Source organism: Nocardioides hungaricus, assembly GCF_054782915.1.
In genome coordinates this window covers 16097-39762 of record NZ_BAAGRO010000031.1, presented here as the reverse complement: position 1 = coordinate 39762, position 23666 = coordinate 16097, and the positions used below count along the sequence as shown (strand labels likewise).

Genomic DNA, 23666 nt, shown 5'->3' with positions numbered 1-23666 from the left:
CGCTCGTTCCGGGAGAGCTTGGCGTCGCAGACGCGGTAGGCGTCGTCGTCGCGGATGAGGAAGTCGGCGAACCCGTGGAAGCTGCCGTCGAAGAACGCCGCCTGGCAGACCAGGTCGGCGCCGGCCTCGAGCGCCCCGAGGGTCTGGTCGCGACGCTCGGCCAGGAGCGCGGCCGTGTAGGGCTTGGGGTAGTCGATGAGGCAGACGCCACGGCCCGTCGCCACGTCATACGGCGCCAGCCCCTTGCTAAGGCGGTCCAGCTCGCGGGCTTCGTGCTCAAGGCCGATCTCGGCGATGCGGTCCATGAGGGGGTCGACGGCGGTCTTGGCCGCGGGGATCCGTCCGAGCTTCACGTCGAGCTGACGGAGCAGGGAGAACTCGCACTCCGCTGCCCTGGTGAGGTCGCTGGCCGACCACAGGATGTCGTTGTTCGACACGATCATCGGATTTCCCTTCGCTGGACTCAGACTGTAGTAACGCCGACTGACATCCACAGAGGTTCGCTCCGACAAGAGCCCGGCTCGGGTGTGTGCTCGAGTTCCTCGGCCGCAGCGGTACGGATCTGCCTCACCCGCGCGGAACAGACCGGCTCTAGCACCCGGGCGACGTACGAGACAGCGCTCGCTCATGGCCGCGATCCGGGCGGTCCGCTCCCCCTCCCCCGCGCGCTTAGGAGCGGGCTAGCTCGGCGCTCAGCGCGACGGACCTCACTGCGGAGGCCACGTCGTCGGCCGACGTGACCCAGAGTGCGCGGCCATCCGGGTCCTTGGATGCGTAGCCCGCACCGGCGGGTCCGACCAACCAGCCGGAGGCAGGTGCAGTGAGCAGGGTAGGGCGATCCCTGAGATACCCGAGGAGTTGGGTAAGACCGCTGCTGAGGTATGAGCCGGACGTAGACGCCTTCAGCTCAAGGACGATGGCACGCACTGACCTACCAGCATCGACGGTCTCGACGACGATGTCAGGGCGATTGCCCCCGAAGGGCAACTCGTAGTGCCGCACAGCATCATCGAGCTCCGACGGCCGGGTCGCCGGCGGCCAGGTCTGGTACCACAGCCTGACCTCGCGGGTGGGGCTGATGCGGAAACTTGCGAATGGACGGTTTCTGTTGTCGTGGAAGAGCCTCGTCGGGTTGACCCGCGTCCCAGCAGCCGACAGCACCCGGGTGATGCGCATTAGGACGGCGATCTCGAACAGCTTCCAATCTTGTCGCGGCTCGAAGTAGCGCTCGCTGAGTGCCTCGACGACGTCGTGCGGCCTCGGAGCCAGGAGGATGTGGCGGAGATAGCGGGCGGCGTTCGCAACCCGGGTTTGGTAGAAGCCCATTCGGTCGGCCTTGAGCCGGAAGTACGCCTCGTCGCCAGGCCAGATTGCGGGCACGCCTTCGAGCCAGGCGGTGCGTCGCGCGCGGTGCACGACGGCGGTCATTGCTCGGATCTCGTCGCCCCATATGCCGGGAGCGTCGCTTGTCGGAGACACGGCGAGGATGCCCCGTTCTTCGATGGTCTTGAGGACCCATGCGAGCGCCCGGTTCTCAGGAATGTCGAAGACGCGGTTGGCCGGGCGAGTCACCCAGATGTCACCGAGAGGGCTGGATGTCGCTCGGTGACGGGCCGTCGCCGCCCAGTCGATACCGGAGGTCACGGTGCGGCCGGCGACCCGTGGCCTCACCGACGAGGTCAGCGGCCGGCGCACGCCCGTCGGGAGGGCGGCCACCAGTTCGCGCACCGCTGCGGAGAGCATGACGTGGACGGCCAACACGCGCCGGAGGTCCGACTCGGGCAGTCCGAGGAGTTCGACCGCCGCGTTGACCGGGCCGTCACGCTCGACGCTCGCGGCGCTGAGGAACGCAGGCAGTAGCGCCTCGACCTCCGACAGCATCACGGCCCGGAGGTCGGGCTCCATGCTGCTGTCGATCTGACTCATGACAGCGCTACCTCATGGAGCGCATCAGCGAGGCTGGATCGGGCAGCAATGCCGGTCGTATCGATGGCCTCATCGATGATGCTTAGGAGCTTCTCGCCGGAGGTCAGTGGCTGGCCCTCGTACTGCGGTCCCACGAGCAGGCGAGCCGCGATCAAGATCGCTTCTTGGGTGCTCCCGAACGTCGGGGTTCCACTGGCGGTCTCGGTCAGGCCCTCAATGATCAACTGGGCGAAGTCGCGCCCGATGGCCGGCCCGATCGGAACGGGACCGGTCGCGATCGCCATTGCCAGATTCACGAAGGTGTCGGTGTCATCGCGGCCGAGCGCCTCAAACCACCGCGCAAACAACCGCCGGTAGTCGGGCTCGGCGGGGAGCGGTACATCGATCACCGAGAAGCGCCGCAGGAACGCAAACGACAAGCGGAACAGGCTGGCCTTGTCCGACACGTTGAGTGTGCCGATCAGCCGCCAAGACGGCGTGATCGCATAGGTACCCTCCGTGCTGCTGGAGCTGGCAGCCCACTCAATGGTGACGGGCTTCCCGTCACCCGTGGTGTAGGGCAGCACGGATGTGCGACCGGCGGTTCCTTCGCCGCCTGAGAGCACAGTGAACAGCGGCCCGAAAGCCTTGTCGATGTCGGCCCTGTTGACCTCGTCGATAATGAGCCAGCCCGCGGTGCGCAGTGACCGCAGCACGACCCCAGGCACGAACTTGAGCCCTCCGGCGTCGGGGAGATAGCCGCCGATCGTGTCGAACGTCGTCCAGTCGGCGGTGGCCGTGGTCACGTCGTAGTTGCTGCCGACAACGACTCGGCAGAGCGCCTCGGCCAGCGTGGTCTTGCCCGTACCCGGTGGCCCACCGAGCAGCAGGTGCTTCCCCGCCCGCAGCGAGGCCACGGCTGCGGCCACAACGCTTCGCTCTATCGAGAAGCCGTCGGGCAGCTCGGCGAGGACTGCCTCGACAGACAGACCTTGCAGGGCTGCGGCGGCGTCGCTGTCCTCGGCCTGCTCTTCGGCCTCCACCGCGGCCGTCGCGTCGACGGGCAACTTCCGCTTCGCAAGCTCGATGGCCTGGGTGACCGCTTGACTGAGCCGGCGGTACTCATAGAAGGCCGCGAAGTCATCGACCGCCTTGACCTTGTCGTCCGAGTTGAGCAGCCCGATCAGCTCGTCCGTAGCGGTGATGGCCGGGTCGGCATTGAACGGATCCGCGGGGGTGGCCTTGCGCTGCGCATCGATCAGGAGTTCCTTGATCTCCTCCGGCGTGCGTGCGATGGGCTGCTGCGGTTGCCCGAGAGCGCCGCTGGCATCGACGGTAACGAGACCGGGCATGGTCGCGCGCGTGACAAGGAAGGTCATGTCACCCTCGCGGGGCTCTCGATCGGCATCTGCAAGCAACCCGGTGGCCGTCTCAACGTTCTGGGCCGCAACGAGTGTGAACCGGCGGAAGAGTGAGACGTCGTCCCGCCCAGGTGTAGCTGCGGCGCGCACGCTGGTGACCAAGGCCCTCGGCACTTCCTGGATCGGGCGAGGGGGCGCCGTGCCCTTGAACTGCGACGCGATGGTGTCGCTGAGCGTGCGCAGCCGCAGGAAGTCTCCCGCTGGTAGCGGGTCCGGCAGGTCGGCGGCGCTGACCAGCACCACGAGCAGTGTTTCGCCGTCGACCTCGCGGTCCTGGGCTGCGCCGGTGACGGTCAGGATGAACGGGACCGACCCCGCGACCGCCTCGTAGTCGCTGAGCGCCTGCTCGATGTCCAGCCCGAGCGCATCGCACAGCTTGGCGAGGGCTCGACGTTCGTCTTCCCCGTGTGCGGGCGCGGACTCGAAGAGCGGGACGACGTGGTCTCCGGTCGACATCCGGCGCAGCGCGTCGGCCACCGGGGTTCCACCCTTGGCGGCCAGCTCGCCTTTCTGAACGTGCGCGAAGATCCGGGCGTTCGCGAGCATGGCGTAGTCGGTCACGCCAACAAGTTATCGGGCGCACGGCCCGGGCACCGAGGAACCGTCGGTCCCAGCCCCTATCTTGACAACGTGACTCGACGACAACCGCCGCCTCCCGACTGGATGGCGCCGTCGTCTCCTGGTCACAATCGCCCGTTGGTGCCCCGCGTGGAGCGCCTGGCGCGCGGCGTGCGTGCCGCCGCTGCCCAGGTCGAAGCGGCCGTGGATGTTCCCTTCGAGGAGCTCTACCGCCCTGCCCGCGTCGGTCTCGGCTTCACGCTCGCTCGCGACGATGTAGCTCGGCGGTCAGCGTGGGCGCTTATGGGAGAGTGGCTCGTGGCGGCCTCGATGCAGGCGCCATGTGCAGTCGACGGACTCGCAGCTGCGCACGCGTGGTTCTGGGAAGGAAGCGACCGTCCGCTCGGCACCGTGCCGAACGTGGCCGTGCCGATCGACGTCACCAGCGCCGTCGAAATCCGCGCCCTCATGCCTTACCTGCTCGATCCAATGGCAGCGGCGACACGACGAGATGTCCTGAACTCCCAGAGCACCGCCCATGAGCGCCGTTCCCGCAAGGCGGCAGGCGTCTACTACACGCCGGGCGACGTCGCACACCTGATGGTGGAGCGGGTCCTGGCGGCGGGCGGTGGCTCGACCCAGCATCTTTGGCTCGACCCGGCACATGGCAGTGGAGTGTTCCTCCGTGCCGTGATGGCGGCGACATATGACGAGCCGGGAGCCCGTAACCGGATCTACGGCGTCGACCTTGACCCGCTGGCAGCGGAGACATCGTCCTTCGTTCTTACGGCGGAGGATCTCGTCCGCAACCCGGACGGGCCGGCTCCGTGGGAACGCTGGCACGGATATCGACGGAACCTCGCGACCGGTGATGCGCTGCTCATCGACGTGTCACCGACACCCGAGCAACCGGCGCTCGCGTTCGACACCGCGAATCAACCGCTCGACGGGCATCCACTGGGGCGCTACGGGCCTTGGCGCCCAGAATCAGTCTTCCCGGAGACAGCAGAGGTCGGTTTCGCGCGGGTGGTGGCGAACCCTCCGTACGCCCCGCTGCAGCGCACCGACACCAGCTTCCACATCCAACACCTCCACCCGGTGACCGGGCCGACCGCGAGCCAGGACATCTCGCCTGTGTTCGTCGAGTTGTGTGCGGACCTCCTGCCCGATGACGGCGCCCTGGCCATCGTCCTGCCGCTGTCGGTCGTGTCCTCGACGCGGGCACCGTTCCCCGAGCTGCGCCGGCACCTGGCTGACCAGCCTGGCTGGCTCGAGTTGTTGTCGTTCGACCGGGTGCCAGACGCACTCTTCGGGGACGACATCAAGACGCGGAACGCGATCGTGCATCTCGACAAGACTGCGCCGGCCAGCCTTACGACCAGCCCGCTGTTTCGCTGGACTAGCCGGACGCGTGAGACGGCACTCGCCGCCATTCCGGTCACATCCATCGCTGGCATCGATGGCGTGCCCAACACCATTCCCAAGATCGGCACGGAGTGGGAGCGCGACCTGCTGCTCGCGTGCGGCGCACAAGCCAACTACCTGGAGCACTGGCACACCAACCGCCGCCTCGTGGCCCTGACGCGCGTCACCAGGTCGATCGAGGAAGATCAGGCGGATGTCTTGGCGCTGGCCCCGACCGCCTACAACTTCCTGGGAGTCGTGCGAGATCCATATCGGGCGGTGACCGACGGACATGATTCGCAGAACAGCTACTCGGTTCTGCAGTTCGACTCCGAGCTGCAAGCTTCCGCGGCCTACGCCCTCCTGAGCAGCCGGTTGGCCTTCTGGATCTGGCATGTGACCGGCGACGGATTCCACGTCACGGGCACGGTTCACCGGCGGATCCCGGTGCCGAGCGCTGAGCCTGAGCGCCTGGAGCGTCTGGCTGACCTCGGAGAACGGCTCTGGAAAGCGGCACTCCAGAGCCCGGTCGTCAGCAACAACCGTGGCCGCACTACGGTGGCGTATCCGACGTGGATCCACGCCGACCTGATCGATGAGATCGACGCCGAGGTGGGGGCTTCCATCGGCGTGGATTACGCGGCGCGCCTCGCCGCCTGGCATCACCAGCTTGTCGTTGTGGACCTCGACTCGGAGCGACGCAACCTGATCCGAAGGAAGACTCAATGAGCCTGGTTGTCACCCCAGAGCAGCGGGACGCAAGCGCCATCACCAAGGAGGAGTGGCGCGAGTACACCAAGACCGTGTGGAGCATCGCCAACACGTCCGATCCCGAGCACCCGGCTGTCTTCCCACCGGAGATCCCTCGCCGGCTTATCAAGATGTTCAGCTTCGTCGGCGAGACGGTGCTGGACCCGTTCGGAGGCACCGGGACAACGGGCCGCGTATCAGCCGAGTTGGAGCGCCACGGTGTCTGCGTTGAGCAGAGCGTCGCGTATGTCGAGCGCATGCTCCGGGACAAGGCGTTGCTGAACGGCTCCGGGGATCTGTTCGACCCAACGCTGGGGGACGCTCGGAAGCTCGACATGGAGGACGACTCCGTCGGGCTGGCGATTACGAGCCCGCCCTACTGGAACAAGGCGGACTACGGCGATGGCAGCAACAACCTCGGCAACGTCGATGGCTACCTGGAGTTCATCGAGTCGCTGCGGCCGGCCTTTGCCGAGGTCTTCCGCGTGCTCGCGCCAGGCCGCAAGTTCTGCGTCAACACCGCCAACGTGAACCAGCACACTGAGCATGGCCTGCTGACGTTCCCGCTCGCGACGGACCTGGTCATCCTGCTCCGCGAGCTGGGCTTCGTGCTCGTCAACGAGATCATCTGGAACAAGGACGGCACCGGCGGGAAGTGGGGCTCGGCCAACGGCCAGCGCCCGATCTTCGGCAGCTATCCATACCCGCCGAACTTCCTGTTCAAGAACGTGCACGAGTACGTCATCATCGCGGCTAAGCCCCCGACGAAGAAGTCGACTGGCAAGACTGTGCTGCCGTACGACGAGATCATGCGGGTGCCTGAGCAGGTGCGGTGACTCACGATGACGGCTCAAGTCCCGGACCTTCTAACGGGGACAGAGATGTCTCTGATTGGCCAGGTCGGCAAGGCATCGAACCGTAACGGTCCGCCACGATGGCAGCAGGTTCACTTCAACAAGGACGTCGCTCGCCAGTTCTTCAACCTCCAGCCCGGCGACGACCGTTCTGTCACGCTGGAGAAGATCTCCGGGACCGGCCAAGTCGTCGACCGGGTCACCAAGAAGTTGGTCTTCTCCGAGAGCAACAAGAATCCCAAGCTCGAGTTCAAATTCGGGCCGAGGGATCTTCTGTATCCGCCTGATCCAGGGCGTCCGCTCCTCGTCGTGGTGGAGTCGGCCTATCTGACATACCGCTATCGCACGCTCATGCCGGGCGACGCGGGCCACGAGGGAATCCAGAGACTCCTCGAAGCTGGACCGAGCGTTGGCAGAGGATTGCCTCGGCGAATCGTCACCCTCGATGAAGTAGAGGCGTACTGGTCACAGGCCGCGCTCCGCGGCGGGGTGTAACCCGATGCTCAGCGATGGCCGCTGTCTGCGAGTGTGGGGGCCCTTCACCCGGAAGCGCCCGCCGGTGTCCGCGGCCCTCCCTAGAGTGCTCGGGTGTTGACGATGACCGCGGCGACCGAGGAAGTTCCCCCGGGCCACCGCGACGGCTACGAGTTGGAGACCGGCGAGCTCACCGTGGCGGCCACGACGTACGACGACGCCCTCACCGAGCTCCAGGAGCGTGTTCCCGAGGGCTGGCGGATCCTGCACATCCGCGTGGGCCGAGGCTAGCCGCACAGGTCCCAGCGGACCCGCCGGTAGCGGGTCAGGTGTCGCCACCGCCCGTGCTCGAATGCGGTGTCTGCCTCCACCTCCACGACCAGGGTTGGGGCCACGCGCGTGATCGGGACCGGCTCGACGGAGAACCGGCCCAGGTGCCGAGTGCTGAGCTCGGCCGGCCAGGGGTGTTCCTCAGCACGGGTGAGGACTCTGCCGAGCTCTACCGCCTCCTCCGTGGTGAGGGGATGCGTGGCCCCAGCAACCCGCAGCTCCCCTGCCTCAGTGCGCAGCCCGAGGACGAGCCTGTCGGGTCGCTCAATCGGGCCGATGACCGCGCCCACCGTGGCCTCCCGGGTGTTGCGGATGCGCACCTTCACCCAGGCTCGCCGACCCGGCAGATACCGCTGGGCGGCACCCTTCGCGACGATCCCCTCCACACCGGCGTCGGCGGCGGCGTACTCCTCCAGCCAGCGCTGTGCCACCGCCCGGTCCGCGGTCTGGGGCGTCAGCTGCAGCGGCGGTCGCCACGATCCGGCCAGCTGCTCCAGCTGCTCTCGGCGGTGTCGGAGCGGCTCGGCTCGCAGGTCGACATCCCCGGTGGCGAGGGCGTCGAAGGCCAGGAACGTTGCTGGCGCGATCGTGGCCGGCGGCCTTCGGCGGCCGCGATAGGCCAGGCGTGGAGCGAGGGCGCCGAAGTCCAAGCGACCGGCTCGCCAGACCACCAGTTCTCCGTCGACGACCGTGCCGGTGGCCAGCTGCTCGCAGGCAGCCTCGACGACGTCTGGGAACCCGCCCGTCAGGTCCGCGCCGGTGCGTGACCAGACCCGGCACCCGCCGGAGCCGCGTTCCAGGATGGCCCGGTAGCCGTCCCACTTGGGCTCGTAGACGGTGCCGCCGGGCAGTGCCGAAGAAGCCGGCAGCGTGGCTGCGGGCTTGGCCAGCATCGGCTCCCAGGAGGTTGGCACTCATTCAGCGTACGAAACCCAGGCCCGCCGCTCGCGTCGAACACCTGTTCTACTCTAGGGGGCATGGCAGCTGGTGGCTACGGACGCGGCGCGGGCATCCCACTCAAGGACCGCGTCCGGGCCGGCCAGCCTCAGAAGGAAGACGGCGGCGGTGCGCCGATCCACGAGGATCAGCCGGGGCGACACTGCTGGATCTCAGTACCGGTCGCCGGGTCCCAACCACGGCCCGGTCTTCTGCTGGAGTGGCGCCGCGCGGGCCATCTCTGGGAGGGCAGGGTCGTCTACGTGGCGCAGTTGCGGCCCGGGCGTTGGGCCTCAGTCGAGGAGTGGGTCCCGGCCGAGCTGCTCACCACCGAGTGAGCGGGCGCTGAGGTGTCCGCGAACCCACCGAAGCACGACGCGTGGCGACCGTACGCCGGCGTGCGGTTCGTGCTGATCCGCAACACCGGCCGGCTCAAGCCGTCCCGCGGGCTGATCCTGGATTGGAGCGCGAGGGTCGGCACTGGGAGCGTCGACGTCCATGAGCCGCTCGACGTGCCGTACACCGCACGGCTCGTCCACGCGCACTTGGGAAGCATGGACGATGCCGTCAGGAACGCCAGGCTCCGGGAGACTCGAGCCGCGCGAAGGTCCCCGACGCCCGAGTCGAATCCTCCCCGGCACGGCGCATGACGTGCTGGACGGCGCCCTTGGTCACGCCGAGCAGCCGCGCGATCGTCAACAGCGACAGCTTCGGATGGGTGCGCAGGTAGACCACCGTCGCGGCTCGCAGCTCGGCGTTGCTCTTCGTCAGCTGTGCCAGATGGTCATGCAGAGCGCTCGTCAGCTGCGCAACGCCCTCCGGTCCGCCGTACCGAGTCGCCCAGCCAGGTGCTGCCTCCGCGGCCGCGGCGAGGAATCCTGACGGGTCGCGAAGCACGTCCTCCACCACCTCGGCCGGTACGGCGGTCACATCGGCGGGCTGCATGTTGCCGACTGTAACGGCCCCATCGGCGACGGCCGGGGGCTCGTCGTCCAGCATCATCGAACCGCCGCCTCATCGGGGCTCGGCTGCTGGAGCCTGGATCTGGGGAACACCCAGCACCGTAGGCCGCAGCAGCCGGTCACGCATGCGTGCCGCCGCCCGGTCATGACCCCGCCCCTGTGCCGTCAAAGTCGAAGGCGACCTGGGTGTCGACGGCACGGTTCGACCAGATCACCTCCACGGTGTGCACCTGCGAGGCCGAGCGGCCGTTCGACGTACGGCGCAGCACCGTTCTTTCGGTGCGGTACCAGTCGCAGTACAACTCGTCGTACAGCGGGCTGTGGTAGCCCGACAGCAGCACGGTCGCCCGACTGGCCCGCAGTGCCTCGGCCAGCCGGCGGTGGTCGTCCTCGGAGGCGAACTCGTGCACGTAGTCGCCCGAGGGCCGCTTCGTCATCGTCGACCTGGTGGAGACCAGGTACGGCGGGTCGGCGTAGATCACGCCGTCGGCCACCGAGTAGCGCTCGATCATCTCGACCGCATCCATGCTCTCCAGTGTCACCGTCCCCAGCCGGTGGACCGCAGCCGCGAACCGGTCGATCCGATTCAGCACCGACCGGGCGTTGTTCGAGCCGCGCTTGATGCTCGTCGACCAGCCCGTCCGGGTACTCCCGGTGTGTGCGAACGACTGATTGGTCCGAACCCACCACCGACGAGCACGCTCCAGGTCCGACAAGCCCCCCTCCGCCAGATCCGCTCGCGCGAACTCCTCGCGCGAGTACGGGGTGAGCCGACAGACCCGCTCGAGTTCGTCGGGCCGGTCGCGCAGCACCCGGTAGAAGGTCACGACATTCCCGTCGATGTCGTTAAGGACCTCGTGAATCGACGGCGCCTTCGCCAACAGCACCGCGGCGCTGCCCGCGAACGGCTCCACGTAGACCCGGTGCGGCGGCAGCAGCGACACAATCCATGGCGCCAGCCGGCCCTTCCCGCCGTGGTAGGGCACCAACGGCGTGATCGGGGCACGTGCGACCTCACTACCGCCGACGGCTCCCATGACCGGTGCGCTCATCGTGTCCCCTCCCACGCCTGGTCAGCAGCTGGCGAGGAGGGAGGCCAGCACACGTCGGTCCGCCGCGCCGGCTCTGGAGACGGCCGCAGAGCGGCCCGCGACGGGCACCGCTCAGCAGCTCCCTCGCCTTCATCGCCCGCTTCGACAGCCGAGCAGGACGGACACAGATGCTCGGTCCGCGTCATCACCCAGCCCGCCTCGATCGCGGCTCGATCGGCGATCGCCGGCGTCCACCAGCCCGTCCCCTCAGGAGCTGTGACGCCGCATCGGTCGCACAGCACCACGTAGCTGTAGGTCTCTCGGTACGCCATCACTCGCCTCCTTCCGTGCTCAGGTGCGGGAGGCGCTCGAGCACGATGAGCCCGCCCTTGGTGACCCCGCAGCGACGCCATCCGGCCCGCTGGAAGCAGAAGCCCGGATTCGTCGACCGGATCGCGGCCGCGTCGACGTAGGTGTAGAGACGCTGCCCAGGCCAGCGGCGCCAGGCGAACGGCTCAGCGTCCGCGATCAGCTCTGAGGAGAGTTCGGTGCTCTCGTTGCGGAACACCGCGCAGTTGACGCCCGTCTGGCCCGATGCGTCGATGAAGCGTCGCCACACGAACAGGGCGGCGTCGTCATGGGCGATCAGGACGAGCTTCTCCCCCGGGCCCACGAACAACGCTGGCCGCCGGCCGTCGGCGTAGCGACGAGCCGAGTAGTGGCGCCGGTAGAGCGCCGAGCCGAGCGGGTCACCGTCACGGGCCACCCGCCAGTGCTGCGAGGACGCCGGCGCGTCGAGGCGGCCGGTATCGAACAGGGCGGCCGCCAGGTGGCCGTGACGGATCGGGGCAAGGGTCTCCATCAGCCGTGCCCCCCATCAGGGTGGCTGTCGTCGACCCATGAGCCGTTCGAGGCGAGCCGGACGAGGACGTGGTAGTCGCACATCCGAGAGCCGAGTACGGCGTGGCGATCGCACCCGGGGAAGTCGCAGCTGGCGCCGAGCGGCTTCTGCTCGCGCCGGAACGCGGCTCGGGCGGCTGACTCCGGCCGCCGGTCGGTCGCCGCGGCGGTGGGCAGCTCCTGCGCGGTCATCACGCCGCCACCTCTCCGTGGAGGACCGCGCGAAGCCGGCCGCCGATCCACCAGCCCACCGGCGGCGAGACCGCGTTGCCGTAGCCGTCGACCTTGTCGCGGGCCGATCCCCACACCTGGAACGTGCCCTGGTGGCCTGCGAAGTCGACGTCGAACCCGCAGCCACGGCCGATCTCGTGGTCGTACATCATCCGGAAGTAGCAGTCCTCGAGCGTGAGGTCCGCGAGCGCTTCGCGCCACTCGGCGGTCAGGATCGCGGTGGTGTCGCGCGAGGTGAGCGTCCCGAACGCGTCAGTGACCGGATGGGGCGCCGTCTCGGTGCCGGTAGAGCCGTTCTGCTTGTACCAGCCGGAGAACAGCAGCGCCTGGGTCGGCTCAGCGGTGACCGCGCCGAGCGGGGCCGACACCGGGTGCGCGCGGTACTTCGCCTCGAGGATCGACCCGTTGTTCTTGATCGTGCCCGCCGCAGTCAGGAGACCGGGGATCTGCTCGGCCGTCACGGTCGGCATCGCCTCGGCGTGTGAGGTGGGCGTCGTGTGCTTCCGGTACGGGAGCACACCCGAGGAGAGCACCGAGAGCCCGCCGGATCCGGCGCCACCGACTACGGTCTCCATCGGCTCACCGACACCGCGGCTGGTGGCGTTCGTCCGGTTCGGTATCACTCGCGCCGAGAGCAGCCCCATCGTCTCCGACCCGCCCTGCGTCGGCAGCGGCTCGTCGACCCCGCGCGGGGCGCCCTGGAAGTTGTCGACCGCCATCGCGACCGGCGGCGTGATCAGTCCGGTTCCGTTGGTCGAGGTCTGCGCCGGCAGCGGCTGACCGAAGTCGCGGCTACGGCACTCCGAGCCGGGCCGCTCGAAGGTGTACCCGGCAGCGGCCATCAGCGCGCCGGTCGACAAGACCGCGGTCTCCTGCTGACTGGTCTGGGTGGCCATCGGCTGCCAGGGGTGCCGCTCCGACCCGCGCTGCGACTTCGCCGGCATCAAGACAGCCGGGAACTCGGCGAACCGCTGCCGGCAGCGTTCGGCGCGCGCCATCGTGGCAGCCGCGAGCGGCTTCTCCCGGTCGCCGATGCGGGTGCCCAGGTTCGACAGGTCGAGCGCTTCGAGCGAGGGCGTGAACGGCGGGATCACCTCGCGGGAGCACGAGGGGCAGCGGTAGTTGTACTGCTTGCCGTACCGCACCGACCCGGTCGGCGGGACGCCGGTCTTCCAGGACCACACGGCCTGGACGATCGTCTGGCAGCGGTCGCACCACGACTCGGGCCGGTGAGCCAGATCCGGGGTCGGGAGCTTCTTGTCCCAGAACACCCAGTAGCCGCGGTCCCGGGACTGGCCGACGCCGAAGAACATCGAGTTCAGGTAGAGGACCTTGTGCTTGTAGCCCAGCAGGTCGAACTGCTTGAGCCACCACCGGTAGGTCGAACCGTCGCCGACCTTCCTCTTCCCCGGAACGAGCTGGCCCCATGAGGCGAGCTCCGTGGTGCACTCGACGAGGATCAGCAGCGGGTGGTGCTGGGCGGCGTAGTGGAGCACGCAGTTGGCGGTGGCACGGTCACGCTCCGACCGCGTGACCCGCGCTTCGTACTCCGGGTCCTCCATGTCGAACAGCGAGAGGCCGTGCTCGTAGGCCTTCTTCGTGTTCGCCGGCGAGTGGTTGACGCAGGAGACGCCGGCAGCGAGCAGGTCGACCGGCGGCAACTCGCGCACGGAGTGGTAGTCGCTGGACTCCGGGTCGACCAGGTCCGCGATCCAGTGCTCGACGTGCGGGTGGTTCGCCTCGTGAACCTTCACCTTGTACTCGTTGTGGTTCGCCGCGACGATCGCGGTGAACCCGGCGCGCTCGATGCCCTGAGTCAGCCCACCGAACCCGGAGAAGAGATCGCCGGCGATGTACTCGTCGTGCCGAAAGCGGCGCCGACGTGCGGCCGGGCGATGCCGGGCGGTCATCAGCCCCGTCCTTCCGGCGATGCCGCGGACTCGGCCGCGGCGCTCACCGCCGACCAGTACGGCGCCGGGTCGGACTCCGGTACTCCGTGCCGGCACGTGCAGGTCCGGGCGCACATTGGGAGATCCCGATTCGCGCACTCCTCCGGCCCGTGTCCTCTCTGCGCACATCCCTCGCAGATGCTCATCTGGCGACCTCCTACGCCTAACGGATGCGGCCCACGCCGCTGGGGTATAGCCCACCTATACGGTATAGCCCCCCTATACCGCTTGTAAACCCCTCCGCAGTCATCGGTCCTGGCGTGTTGGTCATCGACATGCCGTCCACATCCCCGCCCCGCGCTCGCGGGCCTGGTCTTCGACCTGCACGTACGCCCCGTGACGTGAGACCGGGTCCGAGCTGTCGCGTGCTGTGGCGGCACCGGACCGGATCTGCGCGCGCCCGATGTCGCGGCCGTAGGCCTGGACGTATCGAAGCCATCGGCCGTAGACGTCTACGTCGTCCTGGGTCGGGTCGCTCGCGAGCGTGACGTGGGTGCCGGCCGGCAGCAGCTGCGTGAGGTGCCGGGTCGACGTGGAGCCGTAGCACTCCCCCGGCTTGCCGGGGTGCGGGATCTCGGGAGCGCTGATGCCGAGGACCCGCACCCGTACATCGCGGCCATCGCGGGTGGTGACCTGGATCGTGTCCCCGTCGAGGACGTAGGCCACGACGCCGGCCGTGCGCTTGCCGGCGGCCGCGGAGCCGGGGCCACCTGTGGTGGCGAGGAGGTCGCCGCCGAAGGCGAAGCCGCCGACGATGCCCCGTACGCCGACGATGACGACCAGGGCCACGATCGCCAGGGACAGGAGCCGGACCGGCTTGCTTGCGATCATCGGGCCACCTCCGGTCGGGTCTGCACGTTGTTAGCTGCCTGGTGGAGCTCGTCTTGGCTACGCGGCCGCGGCCGCGGCGGGAGCAGCCCTGGCCTCTCGGCGGCGGTGACCCGCTGCTCGACGAGGTGCGCCGCAGTTGGGTTGTGTTCGACGGCTTCTTGGACCCTCGGGTTCAGGTCGCCGCGCAGTGCGTGCAGGGTCTCCGGGGTGATGCTCGGGTTCTTCGCGAGCGCCACTCGGACCCATGCGTCCGGGTCGGCCTGAAGGCGCGTTAGTACGCCGGGCTCGACGTGCTCGTTTCGTGCGAGGGCCCGTCGGACCTTGGGCTCCTGGTCGAGGGCGACCCGGTGTGAGTCAGCTGCGTCGATGTTCGGGTTCTTCGCTGCGTGTTCGCGAACCCACGCGTCTTCCTCGTGAGCGAGCCGGTACAGGGCGGCGGCCGGGAGCGAGGGGTTGGTGGCGGCCAGTGCACGCGTGCGGTTGCCCGTCGAGGTGTCGCGGGACATCCGCTCGAGGACGTCGGCCGGGGTCGCGGGGTTCTTCGCTACCTGCGCCATTGTGTTGCCGTCGGCGTTCTCCCAGCCGGCCAGGAGGCGGGGTGGCGTGTTCGGGTTGCTGGCCACCGCCTGCCGAACATCGGGATCGACCCACTGCCGGCCAGGTGCCGGCGTGCTCGCGAGATGCTCGAGGGTTGCTGTGGAGGCGTGGGGGTGCCGGCCGATCGCGCCAAGCACCATCGCATCCGGATCGCCGACCATCCGGGCCAACGTGGTCTCGGCCGTGCGGGCATTGTTGGCCACCAGCCAACGGACCTTCGTCTCGCCCAGCTCCTTGGCCTCGTCAGGATCGCTCGCGAGACGGTCGAGTGCCTCGACGGGAGTGTTCGGGTTGCCGGCAACGGCCCGGCGGACCTGGACGTCGTCGTCGGCCGCCAGGCGCTCCAGGGTCGCTGGCGAGGTCGCGCTGTTCTCTGCGACCGTGCGGCGGTTCAGTGCGATCTCGCTGCCGGCGATGTCGTCCAGCGTTGCCGCGTCCGTGGTGCGGCGGGCCTCGGTGTACCGCAGCTCCAACGCAGGGTCGATCGGCAAGGTCGCCTCTGTTGGTTCCGGAGAACCGTCGGCCAGCGGCATGTAGGCGACGAACGGGGTGCCGTCGGCATCGCGGATGATCAGGACGGCTTTCGCGTCTCGCTCGGCCCGCTGGCCCGACCACGCAAGGTGTGACCCCTTCTCGCCCCCGACCGGGGCGGTCACCATCTCGTAGCGCGTCTGCTTGGTCACCGTGCGCACATCGGGTGTCGTCTGCTCGCGCTGCCCGTTGAGATAGATGACCTGCACGCGAGAGCCGACCGGCAGGGTGCGGCGCACCTCGGCGACCGCGATGCGTGCCCGGTCCTCACCGATTGGCCGCATCGGCTCAACCGTGGCCGTGGCGACGGACTGCCCGACCTGCTGGTCCTCGAGGAGCTCGAGGAGATCAACGGCCTCCGCCCCGGCCTCCAGGGACAGGGCCCGGGCGTGCAGTTCCAGGCGCTCCGCCTCGAGGACGGCGCGCTGCTGTTCCCATGCCGGCAGCACACCGCTGGCCTCGAAGGCCTCGAGCTCGCGCACGTAGGCCTCCTGCCGCGGCGTGAGCGGCTCGCCCAGGACGATCGGCCCGCACCCGACCGCGGCAGCGCTCGCGACGAACCGCGGGTAGGCGGACTGGTGGTCACGCCACCGACCCCGGAACGCGACCAGCTGGTCGCGGACGTCGTCGGGCACCGCCCTGGCGATCGCCTCGACCTCCGCCCACGGAATGACCTCGACCGGGTTGCGCCACGAGCCGTCGACTCCGAACCCGAGACCGTCGGCCGTGCCGACGATCCGCTCCCCCGTCTCCGGGTCGCGGTGGTGCGTGCCCGACCAGCCCGCCTCACGGACCTGGGCGACCTCCGTCGGGTCGAGCAGGATCGAGGTCAGCGGCCACCCCGACCACGACCTCAGCAGCTCGTGCTGCCGACGCCGGCTCGTGACGGTCGTCGGCTGCCCGCTCAAAACGGAATCCCCGGTCCGGGGGCCGTGCGGCCCGGCGCAGGTGCGCACTGGTCTTCGGGTTGTAGCGGACGACGGCCAGGAGGCAGCAGTGCCGGACGCGGCTCCTCCAGCGGCGCGCCGCGGCGCTGCAGCTCCGTCACCAGGATGGCCTGGTCTCGGCGAGCCTCCTGCGCCGCCGTCCTTGACAGCCCGTCGAGGCGGCGGTCACCAGCGTCGATCAGTCGGCGCCGCAGCTCGGCATCCGACACACCGTCGAAGGGGTCGGCCGGGCTGGCCATCACGCCACCTCGGCCGCCGACGCCGGCCGGTCACCCGATTCGGGGCCTGACGTCGGCTCTGCCTGCTTGAGTTGACGCAGCCGACGTACCGTCGCCTGGTCCATCCCGGTCAGCCGGACCACGTCCTTAACCGCGAGCTTCTCATCGAGGAGCCGCTCGAGCGCGGTCGCGGCCTCGGCCTCCGCGGCCGCGACGGCCTGCTCGGCCTCGCTGCGCGCCTCCCAGGCCACCTCGACGTCAACCACCGCTTCGTCGATGCGCTGCTCCCGGGCCAGCTGGTCCGGGTCCAGCTTCAGCCGGCGCTCCCGCGCCCCTTCCAGCCGGGCATCCCGAGCCCGATCCCGACCCGCCTGTGCCTGCGTCGCCTTTCCCACTGGGGACCACCTCTTCCTTGATTCGGAACGTCGCGGAAATCCACCGCGACCCTTCACAAGCAAGAAGCAACCTCGACCGACCCAGATCGGACACCTCCGATCCACCGAATTTCGAACCCACCACGTCACTCAACTCACCAGACGCTGAACCTCACCAGATCCCTCGCACCCCATGCACTGTCGGAAATCGGTGCCAGGCAGGTGTCCGAAACCGGCTCGCCGCGGTTGCTTCTCCGTGACGTGATGGGTGTGCACAAGCTGACCGCGGGAGACGGGTACACGTACCTGACCCGCCAGGTCGCCGCGCACGATGCGACCGACCGCGGCCACCAGGGGCTGGCGGACTACTACGCCGAGAAGGGCGAGTCACCAGGTCGTTGGTTCGGCGAGGGTCTCGGCGCGCTCGACCTCGAGGTGGGCTCGCAGGTCACCGAGACCCACATGCGGAACCTGTTCGGAGAGGGCCGTCACCCGGACGCTGAGCTGCTGGAGAACGCCGCTCTGGACGCCGGGAAGAGCGTTGAACAGGCCAAGAAGGCCTCCCAGCTCGGCCGCGTCTTCGCCAGGTACCTGGGCAACCAGCCGGAGTTCATCCAGGAAACCGCGAAGCGCTACATCGCCTACAACCTGGCCCACGGTGAGCACTGGAAGACCCCGGTACCGGCCGACGTGCGGGCGAAGATCCGCACCGAACTGGGCAACGAGCACTTCCTCCGCGAGCACGGCCGGGCACCGATCGACGACCGCGAGCGCGGCTCCTTCATGGCCAAGGCCACCCGCCAGCAGACCACCGCGGTGGCCGGGTACGACCTCACCTTCGCCCCGGTGAAGTCGGTCTCGACGCTGTGGGCACTGGCCGACCGCGACGTCGCCAAGGAGATCGAGGACGCCCACCACTCGGCCGTCGAGGCCACGCTGTCGTGGCTCGAACAGGAGGTGCTGTTCACGCGCCGCGGCCGCGGCGGCCTCCAGCAGGTCAAGGCCAAGGGCCTGATCGCGGGCATGTTCACCCACCGCGACGCACGTTCTTCCGACCCGCACCTGCACACCCACGTCGCGGTCAGCAACAAGGTCCAGGACGAGACCGGACGCTGGCTCGCCGTCGACGGACGGGTCCTCTACAAGGCCAACGTCACCCTCGCCGAGATGTACAACACCCTCATCGAGTCCGAGCTCATCGCCCGGCTGGGGGTTCGTTTCGAGAACCGGCGGAGCGGCCTGAACAAGGGCGTCGACAAGCGGCCCGTGCGCGAGATCGTCGGTGTCGACGAGCGCCTGGCCACGACCTGGTCCAAGAGGCGCAGCGCGATCGAGGCCCGACGCCGCGAACTGGCGGCCGCCTTCCAGACCGAGCACGGTCGCCCGCCGACCGAAGGCGAGGCCGTCACCCTCGCGGAGAAGGCATGGGACCAGACCCGGCAGGCCAAGCACGCACCCCGCGCCGAGGCCGACCAGCGGGCCGCGTGGCTGGCCGAGGCCGCCGTCATCATCGGCAGCGAGCAGGCCGTCCGGGACATGGTTGAGCACTGCCTCGGACACCGTCCGGACGCCCAGGATGTCACCGACGAGTGGGTCGCCGAGACCGCCCAGCGTGTCGTCGCGCGGGTCGCCGAAGACCGTGCGACCTGGCAGGTCTGGCACCTGCGCGCCGAGGCACAGCGCCAGGCCCGCGCCCACGGCGTCCGGCTGCCCGACCTCGACGCCGCCGTCGACCGCGTCGTGGCCACCGCGATCGGCGAACACTCCATCGCCTTCAACGACCCCGACCCGCTCACCCACGCGACCAGTGCGGCCGAGCAGGACGTGACGATCCCCGCTCCCCTGCAGCGCATCGACCACGGGATCCAGGGCGCGGAGATCGTCAGCGTCTACAGCCTCGCCGGCGCCCGCCAGTACACCTCCCAGGCCGTGATCGACGCCGAACGGCGCATCGTCGACTCCGCCCGCCGCACCGGCGGCCGCACCATCAGCGAGGTACGCGTCGGCATCGCGATCGCCGAAGCCGCCGCCAACGAGCTCCAGCTCAACGCCGCCCAGCAGTCCCTGGTCCGCGAGATGGCCACCAGCGGCCGCGCCGTCCAGCTCGCCCTCGCGCCCGCCGGCACCGGCAAGACCACCGCCATGCAGGTCCTCACCCGCGCCTGGCAGGACTCCGGCGGCATCGTCATCGGCCTCGCCCCTTCCGCGGTCGCAGCCCAAGAACTCGGCGCCTCGATCAACCCCGAGACCAGCGATGCGGGGGCCGCGGCGAAGGCCAAGGGGCTCCTGAACGGGCCGTGGCGCCCGGGTCGGAAGAAGGTTCGCGCCGACACGCTCGCCAAGCTCGTGTGGCACGCCAAGAACGGCGGAGCACCCACGTGGATGGAGAAGATCAACCCCAAGACCCTCGTCCTGATCGACGAGGCGGGCATGGCCGCGACCACCGATCTGGCTGCCGCGATCGACTACATCACCTCCCGCGGCGGACAGGTGCGGCTCGTCGGCGACGACCGGCAGCTCGCCTCGGTCGCTGCCGGCGGCGTCCTGCGCGACATCGCCCACCAGATCGGCGCCGTCACCCTCACCGAAGTGCACCGCTTCCGCAACCCCGACGGCAGCATCAACCACGCCGAAGCAGCCGCCACCCTCGCGCTACGCGAAGGCGACCCGTCGGCGATCGCGTTCTACGCCGACCGCGGCCGGATCCATGTTGGCGACCTCGGTGCCTGCGCCGACCAGGCCTACGCCGCGTGGGCGGCCGACCGTGCGGACGGCACCGACTCGGTCCTGATCGCACCCACCCGCGACCTCGTCGCCGAGCTCAACACCCGCGCCCGCAACGACCGCCTCGTCGGACTCGACGAGGAGATCGGGCGCGTACTGACCCTGGCTGACGGCACCAAGGTCTCCGAAGGTGACCGGATCATTACCCGCGAGAACGACCGCCGCCTACGCATCAGCCGCACCAACTGGGTCAAGAACGGCGACCGCTGGCACGTCAAGAAGGTCAACTCCGACGGCTCCCTGACTGTGGTCCACGACCAACTCGGCAAGACCATCACCCTGCCCGCCGACTACGCCTCGAAGACCGTCCAGCTCGGCTACGCCACCACCGTCCACGGCGCCCAAGGCATCACCACCGGCACCTGCCACGTCGTCCTCACCGGTGACGAAGACCGCAACCTGCTCTACGTCGCCCTCTCCCGCGGCAAGTTCGCCAACCACCTTTATCTCAACGTCGCCAGCGACGGCGACCCACATAACCTGATCCGGCCCGAGGCACTGATCCCGCCGACCGCGCTCGACCGGATCGCCGAGATGCTGCGCCGCGACGGTTCGCCGGTCTCCGCGACGACCACGCTGCGTGAGCAGACCAACCCGCACCAGTTGCTCGGCGACATGGCCGCCCGCTACCACGACGCCGTCACCGCTGGCGCCGAGAACCTCATTGGCCCGATCGGCATGGACAAGATCGACGCGCACGCCGAAGCACTACTCACCGGGCTCACTGAGGCCCCCGCGTGGCCGACACTGCGCTCCCACCTCGCGCTCATCGCGCTCGACGAGCACAGCCCCCTGAAGCTGCTGACCGCCGCCGTGGGTGTTGGTTCGCTGGCCGACGCACGCGACCCGGCGGCCGTGCTCGACGCCCGCATCGACGACCTTTCCGCCGAACTCACCCCGGTCCCGGCACACGATGCTGACACTCCCCCGCCAAGCAGCGGGCCGCTGCCCTGGCTGCCCGGCGTCCCCGGCCGGCTGGCTGAAGCCCGCGACTGGGGTCCGTTCGCGGCCGCCTACCACCAGCTCGTACGTGAACAGATCGACGCTGTACGCGATGAGGCTCGGGGATGGACCGGCGCCACCGCCCCCGTGTGGGCACAGCCTTTCCTCGAGGAGGAGGACGCCGACCTGCGGGCCGATCTCGCCGTGTGGCGGGCAGTGGCCCGGACCGACGAGAACGACCTGCGCCCCACCGGCGACCGCACCATCGGCGCCCCGGGCGCCCACCAGGCAAAGCTCAACCGGGCCGTCCGGTCGGCACGTCCGAGCTACCCCTTCTCCCAGCGCACCTGGTACCAGGTGCTGCCCGAGAACGTCCGCGCCGACCCGTGGATCACCCCGCTGTGCCAGCGACTCGCCCGCCTCGAACGTGCAGGGCTGCCCGTGACCGACTACATCAAGCAGGCGCTCGCCACCGATCCATCCCTCTCGGGCGGCCAGTCCGACACCGACACGGACACCGCCGCGGCCGCGCGGCCGCTGCCCGACGAGCAGCAGGCCGCGGCGCTGTGGTGGCGTCTCGTTCCTCACCTCGGGCCGGCTGCACTCGGCGCCGACGAGCACTCCGCGAACCTGCTGCAGCCCACATGGCGCACCTCGCTGACCGAACTTGTCGGCACGACCAAGGCCGACTACCTGCAGAAGGCGCCCGCGTGGCCCGCGCTCGTGGCGGCGGTCGACGAAGCCTGCGAGCACCACGGCTGGACCCCGACCGAGATCCTCTCCAGTGCACTCGACGGCGTCCCGCAAGACGGGAGCTTGACCGGCGTCGAGGTCGCCGACGCGCTCGTACTGCGCATCGCCATGCTCACCGACCAGCCGATAGAAGCACCGGTGCACGGCGACGAGGCAGCGCCGTACAGCGACGCCGACGTTCCCTCGGACCTGGACCCGGACCTGCTGCCGCCCGAGGACGCAGACGAGTTCATGGCCGCCTTCTACCGCGACCAGCCCGACGCCGCCGGCGTCCCTCTGGCCCACTCCCCCACCCCGGACGACTACGACACCCTCGCGGCCGAGCCGGTCGACTGGGAGCCGCCCCGCGATGAGTACGAGCCGATGACGTACGAAGATGGCGCGGGCGCTCATCACCCGTACGTCGAGGACCCGTACGCGACGCCCCTGCCGTGGGAGCAGACCGACGAGGTCACGGCCGAGAACGCTTTCCCCGACCCGAGCGCGCTCCCGGCCGAGCGGATCCACGAGCTCAACCACCAGGCCCTGGCCTACTTCGAGTCCTGCTACCCGCGCTCGTGGGCACCGGGCTACCTGCGCGAGCGGCTGGGGACCGACCTCGCCGACCACCCCAACTACGCAGTCGGGTACGCACCCGGAGGTGGGCGCAGCTTGATTCGCCACCTGACCAACCAGGGCGCCACCCTCGACGAGCTCGAGCAGGCAGGTCTCGCCTCGCTGCGTCAGCGCGGCCGTGACTTCTTCCGCGACCGACTGGTCATGCCCATCCGCGATCCCCACGACCCCGCGGGCGAGGCGATCCTCGGCTTCGTCGGCCGCCGGAATCCCACCAAGACCGACGACGACTTCGCCGGACCGAAGTACCTCAACACCCGCACCACCCCGATCTTCACCAAGGGCGAGGCGCTCTTCGGGTACGCCGAAGCCCGCGAACGCCTCGCCGACGGCGCGCTCCCTGTCATCGTCGAAGGCCCCATGGACGCTCTGGCCGTCACTCTTGGCAGCGACGGCGCCGCCGTCGGCATCGCCCCGATGGGAACCGCCCTCACGGTCAACCAGATCAAGCTGCTGCGCGCCCAAATCGACCTGGTCAACGGGCGCGACCGCATCGCCGTGGCCACCGACTCCGACCCGGCCGGGTGGAAGTCGGCGCAGAAGGCCTTCTGGCACCTGACCGCCGCGGACCTCGACCCCACCCATCTCGACCTGCCCGACGGACTGGACCCGGCCAAGCTGTTCGAGACCGAGGGCCCCGACGCGATCGCCGCCGCCATCGACAACCGGTCCCCGCTCGGCAACGCGATGATCGACCAGCTGCTCCGCACCGCCGGCCACTGGTCCGACACCGACGTCCGGCAGAAGCTCATCCACCAGGCCGCCCGAGTGCTCGGCTCCCGCGGCTCCGAACACTGGCTGCACGGCTTCGAGCGGCTCCGCAACAGGCTCCACCTCGCAACCGGAATCCTCGAACACCAGACCGTCACCGAGAGCATGGAGCGCGACCGCAACCGCCCGGCGTACGCCCAGGCACGCATCAACGAGATCAACGACGAGGCCCGCAAGCAAGCCGCCAGGAACAACGATCCCCAGTCCCGTCGCCGTGCCGCCGACCAGCGGCTCTCCGCCAGCGCCGCCACCACTCCTCCCGACCACACTGTGCCGCCTGCGGGGCCTGATCCGGCCGGCCCGTCACGGTGACCGCTCTTCGCTCAGAATCGCTCAGAGCGAACTCGGGGCAACCAATGGTCGCCTCAGGGCCTGAATCTGCCCTTGAACCTTCGCCAGGAAGCGTTCTGGGCGACCTGCGAGCGCATCTCGACCCGAATACGCCGCCGTCCCCTCGGACACCAACATCAACCGCTGTTGTCGAGATGCAGCGAACTTTTCCAAAAGTGCGCGATAGTTCTTTCAACACTGAAACGCTCGACAATGGGCAAGGTCTTGAATCCCCAGGGGGACGGCGATCACGTGCCGGGGCGTTCCG

19 protein-coding genes are annotated in these 23666 nt (G+C 69.2%); 6 read left to right on the top strand and 13 right to left on the bottom strand.

Going from position 1 to position 23666, the window contains the following annotated elements; translation table 11 throughout:
* From ACYVKX_RS12600 to ACYVKX_RS12590, 3 genes are all read right to left on the bottom strand, one after another.
* Positions 1–443 (bottom strand): hypothetical protein (locus tag ACYVKX_RS12600; protein WP_460832753.1); only part of this gene is annotated, 443 nt, incomplete at its 3' end.
* Positions 444–669: 226 nt separating this feature from the next.
* Positions 670–1926, bottom strand: a complete 1257-nt coding sequence (locus tag ACYVKX_RS12595; protein ID WP_460832751.1) for a hypothetical protein — start codon at positions 1924–1926, stop codon at positions 670–672.
* Positions 1923–3887, bottom strand: coding sequence for an AAA family ATPase (locus ACYVKX_RS12590; protein ID WP_460832749.1), 1965 nt, complete (start codon positions 3885–3887; stop codon positions 1923–1925). The genes ACYVKX_RS12595 and ACYVKX_RS12590 overlap by 4 nt, the downstream gene beginning before the upstream one ends.
* A 147-nt stretch (positions 3888–4034) precedes the next feature.
* Here ACYVKX_RS12590 and ACYVKX_RS12585 point away from each other — a divergent pair, with 147 nt between their 5' ends.
* From ACYVKX_RS12585 to ACYVKX_RS12570, 4 genes are all read left to right on the top strand, one after another.
* Positions 4035–6017 carry an Eco57I restriction-modification methylase domain-containing protein gene (locus ACYVKX_RS12585; RefSeq protein WP_460832747.1) on the top strand — a complete coding sequence of 661 codons (1983 nt, stop codon included), beginning with the start codon at positions 4035–4037 and terminating at the stop codon, positions 6015–6017.
* Complete coding sequence (locus tag ACYVKX_RS12580; RefSeq protein ID WP_460832745.1) at positions 6014–6874, top strand: DNA methyltransferase; 861 nt, start codon at positions 6014–6016, stop codon at positions 6872–6874. The genes ACYVKX_RS12585 and ACYVKX_RS12580 overlap by 4 nt, the downstream gene beginning before the upstream one ends.
* A gap of 6 nt (positions 6875–6880) precedes the next feature.
* Positions 6881–7387 carry a hypothetical protein gene (locus tag ACYVKX_RS12575; protein ID WP_460832742.1) on the top strand — a complete coding sequence of 169 codons (507 nt, stop codon included), beginning with the start codon at positions 6881–6883 and terminating at the stop codon, positions 7385–7387.
* 93 nt (positions 7388–7480) lie between these two features.
* Positions 7481–7657, top strand: coding sequence for a hypothetical protein (locus tag ACYVKX_RS12570; protein ID WP_460832739.1), 177 nt, complete (start codon positions 7481–7483; stop codon positions 7655–7657).
* On the opposite strand, the gene ACYVKX_RS12565 is transcribed toward ACYVKX_RS12570, so the two are convergent.
* Positions 7654–8610, bottom strand: coding sequence for an ATP-dependent DNA ligase (locus ACYVKX_RS12565; protein WP_460832737.1), 957 nt, complete (start codon positions 8608–8610; stop codon positions 7654–7656). The two genes, ACYVKX_RS12570 and ACYVKX_RS12565, sit on opposite strands and share 4 nt — an antisense overlap.
* 63 nt (positions 8611–8673) lie before the next feature.
* Here ACYVKX_RS12565 and ACYVKX_RS12560 point away from each other — a divergent pair, with 63 nt between their 5' ends.
* Complete coding sequence (locus tag ACYVKX_RS12560; RefSeq protein WP_460832735.1) at positions 8674–8970, top strand: hypothetical protein; 297 nt, start codon at positions 8674–8676, stop codon at positions 8968–8970.
* A 229-nt stretch (positions 8971–9199) separates the two neighbouring features.
* Here the strand turns inward: ACYVKX_RS12560 and ACYVKX_RS12555 are convergent, their stop codons facing one another.
* The 9 genes from ACYVKX_RS12555 to ACYVKX_RS12515 all read right to left on the bottom strand — a co-directional run bounded on the left by ACYVKX_RS12555 (position 9200) and on the right by ACYVKX_RS12515 (position 17224).
* The gene (locus tag ACYVKX_RS12555; protein WP_460832733.1) at positions 9200–9634 is read right to left on the bottom strand and encodes a hypothetical protein; all 435 of its coding nucleotides are present in this window, start codon (positions 9632–9634) and stop codon (positions 9200–9202) included.
* A gap of 103 nt (positions 9635–9737) precedes the next feature.
* Positions 9738–10646: a DNA adenine methylase gene (locus ACYVKX_RS12550; RefSeq protein ID WP_460832731.1), complete on the bottom strand. Its 909-nt coding sequence runs from the start codon at positions 10644–10646 to the stop codon at positions 9738–9740.
* A gap of 310 nt (positions 10647–10956) precedes the next feature.
* Positions 10957–11487 (bottom strand): hypothetical protein, encoded by a 531-nt coding sequence (locus ACYVKX_RS12545; protein WP_460832727.1) that lies wholly within the window; start codon positions 11485–11487, stop codon positions 10957–10959.
* Positions 11487–11717: a hypothetical protein gene (locus ACYVKX_RS12540; protein WP_460832725.1), complete on the bottom strand. Its 231-nt coding sequence runs from the start codon at positions 11715–11717 to the stop codon at positions 11487–11489. Before ACYVKX_RS12540 ends, ACYVKX_RS12545 begins: the two co-directional genes overlap by 1 nt.
* The gene (locus tag ACYVKX_RS12535) at positions 11717–13666 is read right to left on the bottom strand and encodes a DNA cytosine methyltransferase (RefSeq protein ID WP_460832723.1); all 1950 of its coding nucleotides are present in this window, start codon (positions 13664–13666) and stop codon (positions 11717–11719) included. Before ACYVKX_RS12535 ends, ACYVKX_RS12540 begins: the two co-directional genes overlap by 1 nt.
* Positions 13667–13972: 306 nt before the next feature.
* Positions 13973–14536, bottom strand: coding sequence for a thermonuclease family protein (locus ACYVKX_RS12530; RefSeq protein ID WP_460832720.1), 564 nt, complete (start codon positions 14534–14536; stop codon positions 13973–13975).
* On the bottom strand, positions 14533–16572 hold the full coding sequence (locus tag ACYVKX_RS12525) for a hypothetical protein (protein WP_460832718.1): 2040 nt from the start codon (positions 16570–16572) through the stop codon (positions 14533–14535). Before ACYVKX_RS12525 ends, ACYVKX_RS12530 begins: the two co-directional genes overlap by 4 nt.
* Positions 16569–16850, bottom strand: a complete 282-nt coding sequence (locus ACYVKX_RS12520; protein WP_460832715.1) for a hypothetical protein — start codon at positions 16848–16850, stop codon at positions 16569–16571. Before ACYVKX_RS12520 ends, ACYVKX_RS12525 begins: the two co-directional genes overlap by 4 nt.
* Positions 16850–17224: a hypothetical protein gene (locus tag ACYVKX_RS12515; protein ID WP_460832713.1), complete on the bottom strand. Its 375-nt coding sequence runs from the start codon at positions 17222–17224 to the stop codon at positions 16850–16852. The genes ACYVKX_RS12520 and ACYVKX_RS12515 overlap by 1 nt, the downstream gene beginning before the upstream one ends.
* Positions 17225–17467: 243 nt before the next feature.
* Here ACYVKX_RS12515 and mobF point away from each other — a divergent pair, with 243 nt between their 5' ends.
* Entirely contained in the window at positions 17468–23380 is a 5913-nt protein-coding gene (mobF, locus tag ACYVKX_RS12510; RefSeq protein WP_460832710.1) for a MobF family relaxase, read from the top strand.
* The last annotated feature ends 286 nt before the right edge of the window (positions 23381–23666 follow it).

Coding starts and splice junctions, on each gene's coding strand:
- ACYVKX_RS12530 (WP_460832720.1), bottom strand. CDS start 14,536: ATGATCGCAAGCAAGCCGGTCCGGCTCCTGTCCCTGGCGATCGTGGCC.
- ACYVKX_RS12595 (WP_460832751.1), bottom strand. CDS start 1,926: ATGAGTCAGATCGACAGCAGCATGGAGCCCGACCTCCGGGCCGTGATG.
- ACYVKX_RS12550 (WP_460832731.1), bottom strand. CDS start 10,646: ATGAGCGCACCGGTCATGGGAGCCGTCGGCGGTAGTGAGGTCGCACGT.
- ACYVKX_RS12580 (WP_460832745.1), top strand. CDS start 6,014: ATGAGCCTGGTTGTCACCCCAGAGCAGCGGGACGCAAGCGCCATCACC.
- ACYVKX_RS12520 (WP_460832715.1), bottom strand. CDS start 16,850: ATGGCCAGCCCGGCCGACCCCTTCGACGGTGTGTCGGATGCCGAGCTG.
- ACYVKX_RS12540 (WP_460832725.1), bottom strand. CDS start 11,717: ATGACCGCGCAGGAGCTGCCCACCGCCGCGGCGACCGACCGGCGGCCG.
- ACYVKX_RS12555 (WP_460832733.1), bottom strand. CDS start 9,634: ATGATGCTGGACGACGAGCCCCCGGCCGTCGCCGATGGGGCCGTTACA.
- mobF (WP_460832710.1), top strand. CDS start 17,468: ATGGGTGTGCACAAGCTGACCGCGGGAGACGGGTACACGTACCTGACC.
- ACYVKX_RS12575 (WP_460832742.1), top strand. CDS start 6,881: ATGACGGCTCAAGTCCCGGACCTTCTAACGGGGACAGAGATGTCTCTG.
- ACYVKX_RS12560 (WP_460832735.1), top strand. CDS start 8,674: ATGGCAGCTGGTGGCTACGGACGCGGCGCGGGCATCCCACTCAAGGAC.
- ACYVKX_RS12545 (WP_460832727.1), bottom strand. CDS start 11,487: ATGGAGACCCTTGCCCCGATCCGTCACGGCCACCTGGCGGCCGCCCTG.
- ACYVKX_RS12535 (WP_460832723.1), bottom strand. CDS start 13,666: ATGACCGCCCGGCATCGCCCGGCCGCACGTCGGCGCCGCTTTCGGCAC.